The sequence below is a fragment of the Heliorestis acidaminivorans genome (genome assembly GCF_008933955.1).
Classification (GTDB): Bacteria; Bacillota; Desulfitobacteriia; order Heliobacteriales; family Heliobacteriaceae; genus Heliorestis; species Heliorestis acidaminivorans.
Map to the genome: position 1 here is coordinate 13,901 of NZ_WBXO01000005.1, position 15,806 is coordinate 29,706.

A 15,806-nucleotide genomic window follows, 5' to 3' on the forward strand; every position below is an offset into this window, starting at 1 on the left:
GCCTATAAAGAGTCAATAATAAGTCTATCTTTTTTCTAGAAAAGATACAGCAGAAAGACCTGCAACAGAGCCTTGTCCAACTGCTTTAGAAATCTGATAGGGCTTGCCAGTACAATCACCGGCTCCATAGGCACCAGCAATATTAGTCTCCATCATTTCATTAACTAAAATAGCTCCGTTTTTTGTTTCTAGACCAGGCAAAAGTACGTCTGCCCTTTGTGTTTCACGGATAATAAAGACACCTTCTACAGGAATTTCTCTTTGATCTAACACAAGAGCTTGTACAAGATCGCCATTGCCTTTTAGCGCTACTGGTTTTCCTTCCTCGATCTCCATGTTAGCTAGAGCGTTCCGCTCTTTTTTATCTTTTAATGGGAAGTAGTAAAGCTTATCAACCACTTCAGAAAGAAAAGCAGCTTCTTCCCAGCCTTCACCTTCTGTGTAATCTAAAAGAGCTACCTTGCGGTTACGAAAAAGAGGTCCATCACAGGTGGCGCAATAAGATACGCCTCGCCCTAAGTAGTCACTCTCTCCTTCAAGTTGCTTTTCAATATGAACGCCTGTAGTGATAATGACTGTTTTGCTCTCGTATTCTTTTTGACCGCTTTTAACGAGGAAGAAATCACCCATATGATAAATAGATGAAACTTTTTCACTATGGATAGTTATGCCCATCTTCTCAGCATGATCGAGAAAGTGATCGCGCAATTCTCGACCACTTATGCCGTAAAAGCCTAGGTAATTATCAACCCGCTCAGCCTTTTCTAGCCAAGGGCTACATACTTTTGATCCTAAAACTAAAAAAGATTTCTTACGGATCTGTAAGTTCAAAGCGGCTGACAAACCAGCAGGTCCACAGCCAACAACTATACTATCTAGTCTTTCCATTTTCGTTCCTCCTTGCTTACGTAACTTTAGAAGCTACATTCTGCTTAAATAATCTTTCAAATTAAATAATCTTTCAAAAAAAGCTACTCGTCAAGTGTAGGGTAACCGAATCAAGCAGGAAATACTATACTGATCATAACAAAAAAGTTAAGAAATCATCAGACCAAAATATCTAAAACAAAGTGAAACAAATCACTAGAAAGAATTTACAACAATCTTTGTTTAAGCATTGACGATGTCTCTCAAGGTAGTTATAATATTCTTAAAATTTAGTATTCTCTGTAAAGGAGGGTGGGTCCATGACTTCAAGAGAAGATATGGCAATGGAATTGCTGAGTATGTCTTTAGAAGAGCTAGAAGTAGAAGCAATACGTCTTGAATCTAAGTGCCGGACATCCGGCGACATGGAAAGTCAGATTCGCCTTTCTGTGGTCAGGGCGGCCATGTATCAACGGAGTAGTCAGAAAATTTACGAAGCGGAACGTCGGATGGCTGAGACTTACAAAAGAGCGAAAGGGAAGTCAGGCAAGGTCTGGTATGTTCCTCCAAAGAGTGAAAGTCAACCAACAAGAGTATTTTACATGGGAAGAAGCGGTAAGATAAATTCGGCTAACATCAATGATATGCTTGGCGATCTTGAGGAAGCCTAAGAATTCCTAAGAATGCTTTGACCATGTTAAGTGCCTTGTGAATCTAACAATATGAGCCCCCATCGTTGATCAACGATGGGGGCCTTACTTATGACCAGAATTAGTACAGAATTTAACATAAGGTAGTATAATTAGAGAACTTCTTCCTTATTCGTGAATCAAAGGCGGTAAACAGCGGACACAGTCCCAGGTGGAAGGAGTTACGCACAATTTTTAGAGAAAAGGAGATCGTTGATATTGTCTAATTGTTGATATGTGTCTAATAAATGATACAAAAAGAAGTCGAAATTGGCTAAGAAGATACACTAGAGATTATATATACATTCACAAATGTTGATATATAGAGACAAAAGTGTATATTATATAAAAATACTGATAGAAGTAGCAATTAGATACTTCTCAAATATAACTGGTATACTAATCCAACCAAATAGTGTTGACTGCAATTGTTGACACATGCTACACTTATCAACGATTCTTCTATTTATAAATGCTTGCATTTTATCAAAAGAGCTCATATTTAGAAGGAGGTTTGCGAAAAAAGTTACAATTCAGGGTTAATTGCCTCCCAAGGCTTTCATAGAATCAAAGCTTTCTAGACCCAGTAAGTAATAAGCGGAACATGGAATTTGATAATAACGGGGTGGAAAGGGGAAACGTCATGGGGACTAATAATCATTTTGCCATTCGGAAAGTGCATTCCCTGCTTGGCATCATTCCTATTGGATTCTTTTTTCTAGAGCATACTATCACTAACTCTATGGCCATTTTAGGCGAAGATATGTGGATGGCCTTTGTTTCTTTTTTGCATAATCTTCCCTTTAAGATTTTCTTAGAGGTCGGCTTAATTTTCCTTCCTATTGCTTTTCATGCTCTTTATGGTCTCTGGATTGTCTACGGTGCGAAAAACAATACTTTACGATACAGTTATTTCAAAAACTGGATGTTTTACTTGCAACGTATAACAGCAATAATTACTCTTGTCTTTATTATTTGGCACGTCTGGACCTTAAAAACGGCTAATCTATACTATTCACAAAGTTACTTCCAGGCCATGGGTGAGATGCTTTCTAATCCCTTAGTTTTTGCGGCCTATCTGATCGGTTTTCTTGCTGCCGCTTTTCACTTTACCAATGGTATCTGGAGCTTTTTAGTCGCTTGGGGTGTTACAGTTGGACCTAAGGCACAAAAAGTATCCTTTGCACTATGTATGGGATTTTTCGCATTACTCTCTGCAGCGGGTATCGGATCCCTGATCTCTTTCCTGCAGTAAAGAAGCAAGAGGTGGGATGATATGGATAAGAAGTTTATTGTAGTCGGTGGTGGCTTAGCAGGCTTAATGGCTACAATCAAGATTTGTGAAGCCGGTGGAAAAGTAGATCTCTTTTCCTTAGTCTCTGTAAAACGTTCTCACTCCGTCTGTGCTCAAGGTGGCATTAACGGTGCCGTTAATACAAAAGGTGAAGGCGACTCTCCAGCTGAACATTTTGATGATACAGTTTATGGTGGCGATTTTTTAGCGAATCAACCACCTGTAAAAGCTATGTGTGATGCTGCACCTGGCATTATCTACATGTTAGATCGTATGGGCGTTATGTTTAATAGAACGCCAGAAGGTTTGCTTGACTTCCGTCGCTTTGGTGGTACCAAGCATAACCGTACCGCTTTTGCTGGCGCTACGACAGGCCAACAGCTCCTTTACGCATTAGATGAACAAGTCCGTCGCTGGGAAGTGGAAGGTCGCGTTACTAAGTACGAAGGCTGGGATTACCTATCTGCTGTCCTCGACTCAGAAGGGCAATGTCGTGGTATTACAGCTCAAAATATGACTACTATGGAGATCAAAGCTTTCCGTGGCGAAGCTGTTATTCTAGCTACCGGTGGCATTGGTATGGTTTTTGGTCGATCCACTAACTCCACTATTAACACAGGCTCTCCCCAAGCTTCAGCTTACCAGCAAGGTGTCTACTATAGTAACGGTGAAATGATTCAGGTTCACCCCACGGCTATTCCTGGTGACGACAAGTTACGTCTCATGTCAGAGTCAGCACGTGGTGAGGGTGGCCGAGTTTGGACTTATAAAGACGGCAAGCCTTGGTACTTCTTAGAAGAATGGTACCCCGCCTATGGTAACCTTGTTCCTCGTGACGTAGCTACAAGAGCTATCTATAAAGTTTGTTACGAGCTCAAGCTTGGTGTTGACGGAGAACCTATGGTCTACCTCGATCTATCTCACATCGACTCTAAGCTCTTAGATCGTAAGCTTGGCGGCATTATCGAGATTTATGAAAAGTTCGTTGGTGACGATCCACGAAAAGTACCGATGAAGATCTTCCCTGGCATGCATTACACCATGGGCGGTCTCTGGACCGACTATGATGGTATGACTAATATTCCTGGTCTCTTTGCTAGTGGTGAAGCGGAATATCAGTACCATGGTGCTAACCGTCTAGGTGCTAACTCCTTACTGTCTGCTATTTACGGCGGTATGGTCTCAGGTCCGTCCGTATTGAAGTACGCTTCAGGATTGAAAAAATCAGCTCAAGATATTCCTCAATCTGTATTTGATGCCGAAGTAAAAGTACAGCAAGCAAAAATGGATAAAATCTTCAAAATGCAGGGCAATGAGAACCCCTATGTATTGCATAAAGAGTTAGGCGAATTAATGACGGAGTATGTTACGATTATTCGGATAAACAAAAATCTCCAAAAAGCTGATGAAAAAATTCAAGAGCTTATGGAGAGATATCATAAGATTGGTCTGCCAGATTCTGCAAGACATGACAATCAATCGGCTATCTTTACGCGTCATCTTTGGAACATGCTAGAGTTAGGTCGCGCCATTACAATTGGAGCTTTGCTTCGTAATGAAAGTCGTGGCTCTCACTATAAGCCTGAGTTCCCAGAACGTGATGATGAGCAGTTCATGAAAACTACGATGGCTCGTTGGAGTGCCGATGGCCCAATTATTTCCTATGAAGATGTGGACGTCTCACTAATCAAGCCACGACCCCGCCGTTATGACGTGGACAAGGAGGCGAAGTGATTATGGGAGAAACGATAAAATTACGAGTCAAAAGACAAGATAATCCAGAAGCATCGCCTCGCTGGGACGATTTTGAAATTCCTTACCGCAAAAACCTCAACGTAATTGCTATGTTGATGCATATTCAAAAAAATCCTGTCTTAGCTAACGGTCAAAAGACTGCACCAGTAGTTTATGAGTGCAACTGCTTAGAAGAAGTTTGTGGTGCTTGCACCATGATCATTAATGGTAAACCACAACAAGCTTGCTCCGCTCTTGTAGATCAGCTACAAAAGCCAATTACTTTGGAGCCTTTAACAAAATTCCCTGTACTTCGTGATCTCCATGTAGATCGCAACAAAATGTTTGAAAACTTGAAGAAAGTAAAAGGCTGGATTGACATTGATGGAACCTACGACTTAGGACCAGGACCTCGTATGGCACCAAAGACACAGGAGTGGGCTTACCCGCTCTCACGTTGCATGACCTGCGGTTGCTGTGCTGAGGCTTGTCCTAATTACAATGAAAAAAGTGATTTTATGGGACCGGCAGCGATTTCACAAGTTCGTCTTTTTAATGCCCATCCAACTGGGTCTATGCAAAAGGATGATCGACTAGATGCCATTATGGACAAAGGCGGTATCAGTGACTGTGGCAATGCCCAGAACTGTGTTCAAGTTTGTCCGAAAGAAATTCCTTTGACCACATCGATAGCTGATATGGGTAAAGATACAGTAAAACGATGGATTTCCAGAGCTTTACGAGCCTAGGCGTAATTTAAGCTATTCCGGGGTAACTTAAGGAGGTATGATCCTGTAATAATACAGGGTCATACCCCAATTGGACATAGCAATGTGGCCTGAGTTTTCCTTTGCTGTTGTGGGATGAAGATTCTCAGGCTTAATCAATGCAATGTATTGCATTGATCAGGTCTGTTTATTTTTGTTCTGCACAGTTAACGGGAACTCAGGCCTTTTTGCATAGATGCTTTTTTTCACAACATCTTCGATAACATTCCAGGGCAAGAAACACTTTTTTGTCAACCTTTGGCTGTTATTATTAAGTTACGAAGATGTATTTATGAACGAGGAGGTTTTCTCATACCGTGAAGTGCTTTGAATACATGGGCAAAGAACTGTTCGCTCAGTATGGAATCCCTGTTCCGTCCGGACGTATGGTAACAACGGCTGAAGAAGCAGAGAAAGTGGCCGCAGAAATCGGCCGTCCTGTTGTTGTTAAGTCGCAGGTTCTATCGGGCAAAAGAGGTAAAGCTGGAGGCATTAAGTTTGCTGATACACCAGCTGAAGCAAAGAGTGCCGCTAAAGAAATTTTAGCAATGACTGTGCAAGGTCTCCCAGTAAATCGGTTGCTTGTCGAAGAGAAGCTGAAAATAGAAAGTGAAATATATGTGGCCATCACAATTGATGGGGCATCTAAGGCACCAGTCTTGATCACTTCAGCCAAAGGCGGCATGGATATTGAAGAACAAGCAGAAGAAGACATCGTGAAAGTTCACCTAGATGTCTTCTTGGGATTACAACCTTTTATGGCTAAAGAACTAGCAAGAAAAATTGGTCTAAAAGGCGCCTTAGCAAAAAGTTATAGTGATGTTGTTCAGAAAATGTATCGTTGCATGATTGAAAAAGACGCAGAACTAGTAGAGATTAACCCACTCGTCGTATCAGGTGAGCAAGTTATTGCCGCTGATGCCAAGGTGACAATTGATGACAGTGCTCTGTATCGCCAGAAAGATATTGAGTATGTCGATGAAGATATGACAGAAGTTGAAAAGCTAGCTCGCGATGCTGGTATCGGTTCTTTCGTAGAATTAGGTGGCGACATTGCTGTTATGGCTAATGGTGCAGGAATTACCATGGGTACTTTAGATATGGTGCAATTGTTCGGCGGTGAACCAGCTAACTTTATGGATGCTGGTGGCGGCACCGGTGTAGAAGGAACAGCTAAAGCTATTGAGATTCTATTAGCTCAGAATCCTAAAGTAATTTTTATCAACATCTTCGGTGGAATCACTCGTTGCGATGATGTTGCCAAAGCCCTCGTTTATGTGAAGGAAAACAAAGGCATTCCTGTACCTGTTGTGGTGCGCATGGTCGGTACGAATGAACAAGAAGGTGTTGCCATTCTGAAAGAAGCAGGCTTTGAAGCCTACAGGGATATGAAGACAGCGGCGCAAAAAGCTGTAGATCTTTCCAAAACTGGGGGTGCTGAATAGTCATGGCGATTCTAGTTAATGAGCAATCTAAAGTTCTCATTCAAGGGATTACAGGTAAGCAAGGTACTTTCCATCTAAAAAAGATGCAAGAGTTCGGCACGACTGTAGTTGCCGGTGTAGCACCTGGTAAAGGCGGTCGTATTCACGAAGGAGTACCGCTTTATGAAACTGTTTTTGAAGCTGTAGAAGCTCATCCCATAGATGCTACAGTCCTCTTTATACCAGCACCTTATTGTAAAGATGCGGCTTTAGAAGCCATAGAAGCAGGTATCAAAGTTATTGTCATTATCACAGAACATATACCTGTGATGGACGAATTGATTATTGTTAATCGGGCTAAGATGAAAGGTGTTACCATCATCGGCCCTAATACCTTCGGTATGGCTTCTTGGAAGTGTAAACTTGGCATTTTGCCTAACGTAGCTTTCTCTCAAGGTCCAGTAGGTGTAGTTGCTCGATCTGGAACCTTGACTTATGAAATTGTAGGCTCTTTAACTAGTGAAGGTATTGGCCAGACAAGCGTCGTCGGACTCGGTGGCGACCGCGTGCCAGGCACGAACTTTGTTGATATGCTCAAACTTTTTGAAGCCGATCCAGAGACTAAAGCAGTTATCCTTGTTGGAGAAATCGGTGGTAATGCAGAAGAAGAAGCTTCTGAATATATCAAAACTATGTCTAAGCCTGTAGTTGCCTACCTAGCAGGAAAAAGTGCACCACCAGGAAAAAGAATGGGACATGCTGGTGCGATTATAGAACGCGGTAAGGGCACTTACGAAGGCAAAGTTAAGGCTCTAACAGAAGCAGGAGCTCAAGTTGCTACTTTCCCTTATGAAGTAGTTGATAAGATTAAAGCCTTATTGAAATAGCCTCTTAGCCTTTAACTTTTTGGGAAGGCGGGGTGTAATGACCTGTTCGCTAAGGGTTACAGGGCGACGGCACAGGCAAAGTGCTCACTAAGTCATTACACCACAGTGCTTGCCAATGAGTTCATGTCTTAAAAAAGTCGATAGCTTCACTAATATAAGTCTTCGACAAAGAGGCTTTTTGCTTAAGGGTACTTGGTTTAGCAGATAAAGGATAAGAAAAAGTGAAATAGATACCCGAAGGCGATGGGTACGACATACTACCCTGGTAGCGATCGTGCCCATCGCCTTCTCACATATACAATGCCATGAGGGAGGTATGATGTTTTCATGTTCGATCCCAAGGAACTAGAAAGACTGAAGCAGTCAAAGGAACAGTGGAAAGAGAACAAAGTTTCTAAAGTTACTCAACGATTCCCCGAACGGCGCTCAGAATTTAAGACAGATAGTGATATCCCTGTAGATACTGTTTACACGCCTGATGATCTTGGTGTTTTCAATCACGATGAAAAGTTAGGATTGCCTGGTGAGTACCCTTATACACGTGGTGTACAACCTAATATGTACCGCGGTCGTCACTGGACGATGCGCCAATATGCTGGTTTTGGTACGGCAGAGGAGACGAATAAACGCTTCCGTTATCTGCTAGATCAAGGGCAGACTGGACTTTCTTGTGCCTTCGATTTACCAACACAGATCGGCTATGATTCCGATAGTGACCTAGCTCAAGGTGAAATCGGTAAAGTAGGCGTTGCTATTGATACGCTTGCTGATATGGAAATTCTTTTTGACCAGATACCTCTAGACAAGGTTTCTACTTCTATGACTATTAACGCACCAGCGGCTGTTTTATTAGCTATGTACATTGCAGTAGCAGAAAAACAAGGTGTAAGTGCTGAAAAACTGAACGGTACAATTCAGAATGATATTCTAAAAGAGTATATTGCGCGTGGCACATATATCTTCCCACCCGAGCCTTCCATGCGCCTCATTACCGATATTTTTGCCTACTGTGCAGAGCAAGTGCCGAACTGGAATACTATCTCTATTTCCGGTTATCACATTCGCGAAGCCGGTTCTACAGCGGCGCAAGAGATTGCTTTTACGTTAGCAGATGGTATTGCTTATGTGCAAGCGGCCATTGATGCAGGCCTTGATGTGGACAAGTTCGCCCCAAGACTATCGTTCTTCTTCAATGCCCACTTGAACTTTTTTGAAGAAGTAGCTAAGTTCCGAGCGGCTCGTCGTCTCTGGGCTAAGATTATGAAAGAACGCTTTGGTGCTAAGAATCCTAAGTCTTTAATGCTTCGTTTCCATACACAGACAGCAGGCTCTACTTTGACAGCGCAACAACCTGATGTGAATATAATGCGTGTTGCTTATCAAGCGTTAATGGCTGTTCTAGGAGGCACACAATCTCTACACACTAACTCTCGTGATGAAGCATTAGCCTTACCTAGTGAAGAATCAGTACTCATTGCTTTGCGGACTCAGCAAGTTATTGGTTACGAAATTGGCGTAGCTGATACAGTTGATCCACTAGGTGGTTCTTACCATGTAGAGTATCTAACGGATGAACTTGAGAAGAAAGCTATGGAGTACATTAGCAAAATTGACGACATGGGTGGCGCTCCTAACGCTATTGAGTTTATGCAAAGAGAGATTCAAGCAAGCGCTTACAAATACCAGCAAGATATAGAATCAGAAGAACGTATTGTAGTTGGTGTTAACAAATTTATTATGAAGCAAGAGCCACCGAAAGATCTGCTTCGAGTCGATCCAGCTTTAGGTGAATCCCAAAAAGCTAAACTTAAGCATGTAAAAGAAAATCGTGATCATGCCCGTGTTCATGAGGCTTTAGAGCGGATTAGAGTGACAGCTCAAAGTAACGAGAACTTAATGCCAGTCATTATTGAGGCTGTAAAAGAATACGCTTCTCTGGGTGAAATCTGCGGTGTCCTGCGTGACGTCTATGGCGAATATCGTCAACAGATCATTTTCTAGCTTTCAAGGAGGGTTGTCTTTATGAACCGCAAGCCAATTCGCGTTGTTGTAGCCAAACCTGGTCTAGATGGTCACGATAGAGGTGCTAAAGTTATTGCTCAAGCTCTTCGAGACGCAGGAATGGAAGTTATCTATACAGGACTTCGTCAAACGCCTGATCAAATTGTTGAGGTAGCCATACAAGAAGACGTGCAGGTTATCGCCCTTAGTTCATTGTCGGGTGCTCATCTACATCTCTTCCCACCAGTAGTTCAGAAATTAAGAGAACAAAACATTCACGATGTGTTGGTCCTTGGCGGTGGAGTTATTCCTGATGAAGATATTCCTGTCTTACAAGATGCAGGAATACCGGCGATCTTCACACCAGGAGCTTCCACCAAAGACGTGGTTCGATATATTCAAGAACACTTTTACGGACCTCAAGAAAAGCCTAAAGTGCAAAAAATTGATCACATAGGTATTGCCGTAAAAGATTTACAACAGGCTATTGATTTTTATGAAAATGTAATCGGTATCAAATGCACCATGATTGAAGAAGTTCCCGATCAGAAAGTAAAAGTTGCCTTCCTACCAACAGGTGATTCAGAAGTAGAGCTCTTAGAGTCCACTGATCCCGACGGCCCTGTAGCCAAATTCATTGCCAAAAACGGCGAAGGCATGCACCACATTGCCTACCGCGTTGACAACTTAGAAGCAAAGTTAGAAGAGCTAAAGAGAGCTGGCGTGCCCTTAATTGACCAGAAACCTCGTCGTGGTGCTGGTGGTGCTATGATTGCTTTCTTACATCCCAAGGGAACATTTGGTCATCTTGTGGAGCTTTGTCAGAGGGAAGACTAAACGCAATAATCGATGGGAGGTCGCTAGCCCTTGAACATGGAAGAACGTTTGGCTCAGCTAGAGAAATACCGCGAAAAGATCAAAGGTGGCGGAGGACCGAAAAGGATCGCCAAACAACACGAATCAGGCAAACTTACAGCACGGGAACGGATTGAAATCCTTCTCGATGAAGGTTCCTTCGTGGAAGTTGGTGTTTTTGTTGGTAAGTCAGATCTAGCCAACTTAGAAAACCCTGGTGAAGGTGTTGTTGTCGGACAAGGTACGATCGATGGTCGTCTAGTCTATGTCTATGCTCAAGACTTTACCGTATCTGGTGGTTCTCTTTCCAAAGCCCATGCTGATAAAATCTGCAAAGTTATGGACTTAGCTCTCAAAAACGGAGCACCCTGCATTGGTCTGAATGACTCTGGTGGCGCTCGTATTCAAGAAGGTGTAGACTCTCTCGATGGCTATGGTAATATTTTTTACCGTAACACCATCTCTTCCGGTGTTATTCCCCAGATTTCCGCTATCTTAGGTCCTTGTGCAGGCGGTGCTGTTTATTCACCGGCCTTAACTGATTTCATATTTATGGTCAATGGCATTTCTCGGATGTTTATCACAGGACCACAAGTTATCAAAGCTGTTACAGGTGAAGATGTTTCAGCGGAAGAGCTCGGTGGAGCACTTACGCACAATCAGAAATCTGGTGTAGCTCACTTTCTGGCTGAAAGTGAAGAAGAGTCCTTCCAGCAGATACGGACACTATTGTCTTATCTACCTTCTAACAACATGGAAGATCCTCCTATGGCCGCTCCTGTAGCGCCTGAACTAGATCCTGAAGAACTGCTAAGCATTATTCCCGATAGTCCTAATCAGGGCTACGACATGCGTGATGTTTTAATGCGCATCGTAGACGGTGGCTCTTACTTTGAAGTTCAGCCACTATGGGCTCAAAATGGTATTACTGCTTTCGGTCGTATAAATGGCCGTCCTGTCGGTATCTTAGCTAACCAACCAAAAGTTCTTGCTGGCTGTCTTGATATTGACGTGTCTGATAAACTTGCTCGCTTTGTGCGCTTCTGTAATGCATTTAACATTCCATTGTTAACTTTCGAAGATGTGCCTGGTTTCTTACCAGGAACGAATCAAGAATATGGCGGTATTATCCGTCATGGTGCTAAGATGCTGTATGCTTACTCTGAAGCAACAGTACCTAAGATTACAATTATCTTACGCAAAGCCTATGGCGGTGCTTATCTGGCCATGTGTGGTAAACCACTCGGTTGCGATGTTGCTTTTGCTTGGCCAACGGCTGAAATTGCTGTTATGGGCCCAGAAGGGGCCGCAAACATTATCTACCGCAAGGAAATTGAAAATGCCGACGATCCGATTGCTATGCGCCAGGAAATGGTACAGCGTTATCGGGACGAGGTTTCCAATCCCTTTATTGCAACAGCTCGCGGTTATGTAGAGGATATCATTGATCCTAGAGAAACACGGAGTCGTCTTGTAGCAACTTTAGAGGCCCTTGCTAACAAGCGTGAAAGCAGACCAGTTAAAAAGAACGGGAACATTCCTGTATAAGCATCAACAATCCCGCTTCGGAAAGGAGTTGGGTTCATATTGGTACGAACTAGACAAAGCGGTTTTCGTAGCCCCTTGAAATTAAAACAGGCTCAAGTAGCCGCCATGATCTGTGCTCAATGTTATGAACAAATCGAAAAGCTAGACAAAAGCTCAGGTAGTAGCAGAACTTTTCGAGTGCTCCCTGCTGTAGGAACGACAAATTCACCCTGGTCTGGTAGAACTGGCTGGCGTGCTAGAGGTCGTGCTGAAGCATTAGGTCAAAAGAATACGGAACGTTCTATTGAAGACATTGCCAGGCAAGTTGCATCTTCGATGCCTGAGAGCGGGAGGGACATATTTGTGAAGAGATTTAAAGTTCGTGTTGATAACCAAATGTTTTATGTAGAAGTAGAGGAGATCCCTGGTGAAGGTGAAGCTTTTGCTCCAACTGCTACGGCTACAGCAGTTCCAGCTACTGGGCCAGTAAAAAGTGCGCCTAAAGCGGCAGTACCAAAACCAGTAGCTCCCAAAGCTCCTGCACCTGCGAAAGCCGCTCCTGCACCAGCAGGTGGCGGAGGAGGCGTAACAGCGCCTATGCCAGGAACGATCATCGATGTAAGAGTAACAGTAGGACAGCAAGTGAATGCCGGAGACACGGTAGTTGTTCTAGAAGCCATGAAAATGGAAAACGAAATGGCAGCTGATCAAAGCGGAACAGTTAAAGATATCCGCGTTAAGAAAGGTCAGGCTGTCAATGCGGGAGATGTATTAGTTATCATTGGCTAAGACCAAAAGGTCAGGAGGAAAGCGAAGATGGAAAGAGGTACCATAAGATTCACCGACACTACGTTGCGTGATAGTCACCAGTCACTACTGGCCACCCGTATGAAAATCGAAGATATGCTCCCCATCGTCGAAAAAATTGATTCTATAGGATACCATTCTCTCGAAGTATGGGGTGGAGCTACCTTTGATACCACAATGCGCTTTCTCAACGAAGATCCTTGGGAACGTTTAGCAACGATCAAACAATACTGCAAAACACCGCTACAAATGTTACTGCGAGGCCAAAACATTGTTGGCTACAAGCATTATGCTGATGATGTTTTAGAAGCTTTTATCATGTACGCTTGTAAGCACGGTATGGATATTTTCCGTGTCTTTGACGCTCTTAACGATGTACGGAACATGGAAAAAGCCATGGAATATGTCAAAAAGTATGGCGGACACGTGCAGGCCGTTGTTTCCTACTCCATCAGTCCAATTCATGACGTGGCTTACCACGTTAATATGGCCAAAGAATTGCAAAAACGAGGCGCAGACTCTATCTGTATCAAAGATATGGCTGGCATTATGGCGCCTGGTCCTGCCGCTGAGATTGTTAGAGGCATCAAAGAAGAAGTAGACGTTATGGTGCAAATCCACACTCATTACACTTCAGGTATGGGTGCCATGATGTATATGAAAGCTATTGAAGCTGGAGCAGATGTAGTCGACACAGCCATCTCTTCACTTGCCCTATCGACCTCACAACCGGCCATAGAATCTATGATTGTGGCCTTAGAAAGTATTGGCTACAAAACAGGACTAGATCTTCACAAGTTAAAAGAAATTGCCGATTACTTCAAAGATGTCCGTAAAAAGTATAGAGAGTTTGACTTAACTGATGGTACACCAGATACCAACGTACTGGTATACCAAGTTCCAGGAGGCATGATCTCTAACTTCCTCTCCCAGTTAGCTCAACAAAATGCACTGCACAAATTGCCCGAAGTGCTTGATGAAGTGCCTAGAGTTCGTGAAGACTTTGGCTTCCCACCACTAGTTACACCATCAAGCCAAATTGTAGGCTCTCAAGCGGCTCTCAACGTACTGCTAGGAGAACGCTACAAAATGGCTACGAACGAAGTAAAACAGTACATGAGAGGCTTCTATGGCCAACCACCAGGCCCTGTTAATGAAGAAGTGCGCAAAAAAGTTATTGGCGATGAAGAAGTAATCCACTGCCGACCTGCCGATCTTATTCCACCAGGCATGGAAGATGCCAAAAAAGGTGTAGCACCAGTTATGCAAAAAGAAGAAGACGTAGTATCCTACGCCATCTTCCCTAATGTAGCTTATGGCTTTTTGGAAGAAAGACTATCACGTAAAACTGGTGTAGATTACAAGCTTGCCAAAGAAGTTACTGAAGAAGGCGGTAAACCAGTCTACCCAGCTTAACGGCAGAGACGCAGAGGGTACAACCGCATTTTTAGAATATTAAAACCGCCATGCTAGTAAAAACTAGGATGGCGGTTTTTTTTATGTCTATCTAGATTTATTTTTAGCTAGGCCTCTGTGGTTTTTCTCAAGGTCTTACTTTTGCTCTTCAGCAAAAACTACATTATCAATATGCACATTTACAGCTGTCACAGAAACACCAAGGCCGGCGTCGAGGATATAGTGGACCCGATCTTGAATTGCTTTACCGAGGCGATGGAGAGGGTGGCCAGCGTATAGGCTTACAGAAATATCGATAAGTACATCACCATCGTTATAATCTACGTCAACTTTATCTACTGATGCAACACCCTCCATTGCTACTGTCTGGTGAATGATAGTATCAATGACAGCAGGGCTAGCAATAGAAAGATTACCTAGGGATGTAAAAGTAGGCCTTACAATAGACTGTTCAGTCCAATTTTTGCGCTCATTGTCTCTTTTGCGAAAGAAGACTTTAATAGGGTTAACGAGACCCTCAGACCACTTCTTTTTTACTTCAAAGGCGGGAGCAGGTACGACGTGACGTCCTAATTGCATGCGGTGGTAACGGGCTTTACGAATTTCCTTTGTGGAAGCTACATCTTCAATGCGCACAATTTGTTCAATAGGCGGAAGCTCTAATTTGCGTGCAATTTTCTCTACCATGCCATCGGAAGTACCAAGAATAAGAATGCCTTGAGGAGCAAGTTCCTTTAACGCTTTCATGGCATCAAGGCGATGTTGTTCATCATTAAAAAGTGCGGTTTTGATAGCACCGATGCGAGTGGCAGACTTCTTAGCCGATACTCCAGCAAGAATCTTGTTGCCTTGAATCAACAATCCATCGTCTATTATAACTTGGCAATTCATATCATGGGCGAGACGAATAGCTCGATGGCTTTTTCCTGTACCACTAGATCCCACAAAAGCGTATATACGCATTTTTTTATTACCTCTTTGTAAAATGATTCTCTTCTTTATCTATTATACCATTTTAGATCAAGAAGTGTATTGGTAGAATAAGAAGGAGGAAAATTTTTACTAAAAAATCAAAAAAAGAAAAACAAAAAGAAGGAAAATAATTCCATAGAGCGAATATAAACTTAGAGTTTTGAATGAAAGATAGGTGATGCTTAATGGGCTAAGGTGTTACGGTGATGACTTGCTGTTCGGAAAGAACTGTACTCTGTTGGAGACGTTGCAACAGTAGTGCCAGCATCATGACGACGACGCTAATAGACCAGTGGCTCGATGATCAGATAAGGACATTGCCAAGAGGTGGGGATCTTGAGGCTCTTCTCCGGTAACGTGAAGAAACTTAGCCCTTTGCTGAGCGGCAAACCGACAAGATCGGAAAAGCAATAAGGCTAGACAGACTCTAGAACCAAGGAAGGTGATAGAGCGGAGAAGCAGTAGGTCGACCGATTAAGATAAATTAAGAAAGAGGGCGATGATAATTATACCGGGAGGGTAATACTCTCAGCCAATAGGTTTACCAAAAAAGCTCGAGCAAGTAA

12 protein-coding genes and 2 pseudogenes are annotated in these 15,806 nt (G+C 43.0%); 12 read left to right on the forward strand and 2 right to left on the reverse strand.

Annotation, left to right across the window (positions count from 1 at the left end; all coding sequences use genetic code 11):
* Positions 1-24: 24 nt before the first annotated feature.
* The gene (locus F9B85_RS07615; RefSeq protein ID WP_151619803.1) at positions 25-888 is read right to left on the reverse strand and encodes an NAD(P)/FAD-dependent oxidoreductase; all 864 of its coding nucleotides are present in this window, start codon (positions 886-888) and stop codon (positions 25-27) included.
* 299 nt (positions 889-1,187) lie between these two features.
* Between F9B85_RS07615 and F9B85_RS07620 the strand changes: the two genes are divergently transcribed.
* The 12 genes and pseudogenes from F9B85_RS07620 (at position 1,188) to F9B85_RS07670 (ending at position 14,268) form a co-directional block, all read left to right on the forward strand.
* Entirely contained in the window at positions 1,188-1,538 is a 351-nt protein-coding gene (locus tag F9B85_RS07620; RefSeq protein ID WP_151619804.1) for a hypothetical protein, read from the forward strand.
* A 661-nt stretch (positions 1,539-2,199) separates the two neighbouring features.
* Entirely contained in the window at positions 2,200-2,811 is a 612-nt protein-coding gene (locus F9B85_RS07625; protein WP_151619805.1) for a succinate dehydrogenase cytochrome b558 subunit, read from the forward strand.
* A gap of 21 nt (positions 2,812-2,832) precedes the next feature.
* A complete protein-coding gene (sdhA, locus tag F9B85_RS07630; RefSeq protein ID WP_151619806.1) occupies positions 2,833-4,584 on the forward strand; it encodes a succinate dehydrogenase flavoprotein subunit in 1,752 nt (583 codons plus the stop codon).
* A gap of 2 nt (positions 4,585-4,586) precedes the next feature.
* Complete coding sequence (gene sdhB / locus F9B85_RS07635; RefSeq protein ID WP_151619807.1) at positions 4,587-5,333, forward strand: succinate dehydrogenase iron-sulfur subunit; 747 nt, start codon at positions 4,587-4,589, stop codon at positions 5,331-5,333.
* A 335-nt stretch (positions 5,334-5,668) separates the two neighbouring features.
* On the forward strand, positions 5,669-6,796 hold the full coding sequence (gene sucC / locus F9B85_RS07640; RefSeq protein WP_151619808.1) for an ADP-forming succinate--CoA ligase subunit beta: 1,128 nt from the start codon (positions 5,669-5,671) through the stop codon (positions 6,794-6,796).
* Between the two features lie 2 nt (positions 6,797-6,798).
* Positions 6,799-7,662, forward strand: a complete 864-nt coding sequence (gene sucD, locus F9B85_RS07645) for a succinate--CoA ligase subunit alpha (protein WP_151619809.1) — start codon at positions 6,799-6,801, stop codon at positions 7,660-7,662.
* Between the two features lie 327 nt (positions 7,663-7,989).
* Positions 7,990-9,663, forward strand: coding sequence for an acyl-CoA mutase large subunit family protein (locus F9B85_RS07650; protein ID WP_151619810.1), 1,674 nt, complete (start codon positions 7,990-7,992; stop codon positions 9,661-9,663).
* A 21-nt stretch (positions 9,664-9,684) separates the two neighbouring features.
* Positions 9,685-10,068 (forward strand): annotated as a pseudogene (locus F9B85_RS14595) (cobalamin B12-binding domain-containing protein); the annotation flags it as partial.
* A gap of 48 nt (positions 10,069-10,116) precedes the next feature.
* Positions 10,117-10,500, forward strand: a pseudogene (gene mce / locus F9B85_RS14600) (methylmalonyl-CoA epimerase); the annotation flags it as partial.
* A gap of 30 nt (positions 10,501-10,530) precedes the next feature.
* Positions 10,531-12,066, forward strand: a complete 1,536-nt coding sequence (locus F9B85_RS07660) for an acyl-CoA carboxylase subunit beta (RefSeq protein ID WP_151619812.1) — start codon at positions 10,531-10,533, stop codon at positions 12,064-12,066.
* A 39-nt stretch (positions 12,067-12,105) separates the two neighbouring features.
* On the forward strand, positions 12,106-12,834 hold the full coding sequence (locus F9B85_RS14975) for a biotin/lipoyl-containing protein (RefSeq protein WP_341474384.1): 729 nt from the start codon (positions 12,106-12,108) through the stop codon (positions 12,832-12,834).
* Between the two features lie 27 nt (positions 12,835-12,861).
* Positions 12,862-14,268, forward strand: a complete 1,407-nt coding sequence (locus F9B85_RS07670; RefSeq protein ID WP_151619813.1) for a pyruvate carboxylase subunit B — start codon at positions 12,862-12,864, stop codon at positions 14,266-14,268.
* A gap of 135 nt (positions 14,269-14,403) precedes the next feature.
* On the opposite strand, the gene F9B85_RS07675 is transcribed toward F9B85_RS07670, so the two are convergent.
* A complete protein-coding gene (locus F9B85_RS07675; protein ID WP_151619814.1) occupies positions 14,404-15,231 on the reverse strand; it encodes an Asp23/Gls24 family envelope stress response protein in 828 nt (275 codons plus the stop codon).
* Positions 15,232-15,806: the final 575 nt, after the last annotated feature.

Excerpts from the sequence above, each read along its gene's own strand:
- sucD (WP_151619809.1), top strand. The coding sequence starts at position 6,799 with ATGGCGATTCTAGTTAATGAGCAATCTAAAGTTCTCATTCAAGGGATT.
- sdhB (WP_151619807.1), top strand. The coding sequence starts at position 4,587 with ATGGGAGAAACGATAAAATTACGAGTCAAAAGACAAGATAATCCAGAA.
- F9B85_RS07625 (WP_151619805.1), top strand. The coding sequence starts at position 2,200 with ATGGGGACTAATAATCATTTTGCCATTCGGAAAGTGCATTCCCTGCTT.
- F9B85_RS07620 (WP_151619804.1), top strand. The coding sequence starts at position 1,188 with ATGACTTCAAGAGAAGATATGGCAATGGAATTGCTGAGTATGTCTTTA.
- sdhA (WP_151619806.1), top strand. The coding sequence starts at position 2,833 with ATGGATAAGAAGTTTATTGTAGTCGGTGGTGGCTTAGCAGGCTTAATG.
- F9B85_RS07615 (WP_151619803.1), bottom strand. The coding sequence starts at position 888 with ATGGAAAGACTAGATAGTATAGTTGTTGGCTGTGGACCTGCTGGTTTG.
- F9B85_RS07670 (WP_151619813.1), top strand. The coding sequence starts at position 12,862 with ATGGAAAGAGGTACCATAAGATTCACCGACACTACGTTGCGTGATAGT.
- F9B85_RS07675 (WP_151619814.1), bottom strand. The coding sequence starts at position 15,231 with ATGCGTATATACGCTTTTGTGGGATCTAGTGGTACAGGAAAAAGCCAT.
- F9B85_RS07650 (WP_151619810.1), top strand. The coding sequence starts at position 7,990 with ATGTTCGATCCCAAGGAACTAGAAAGACTGAAGCAGTCAAAGGAACAG.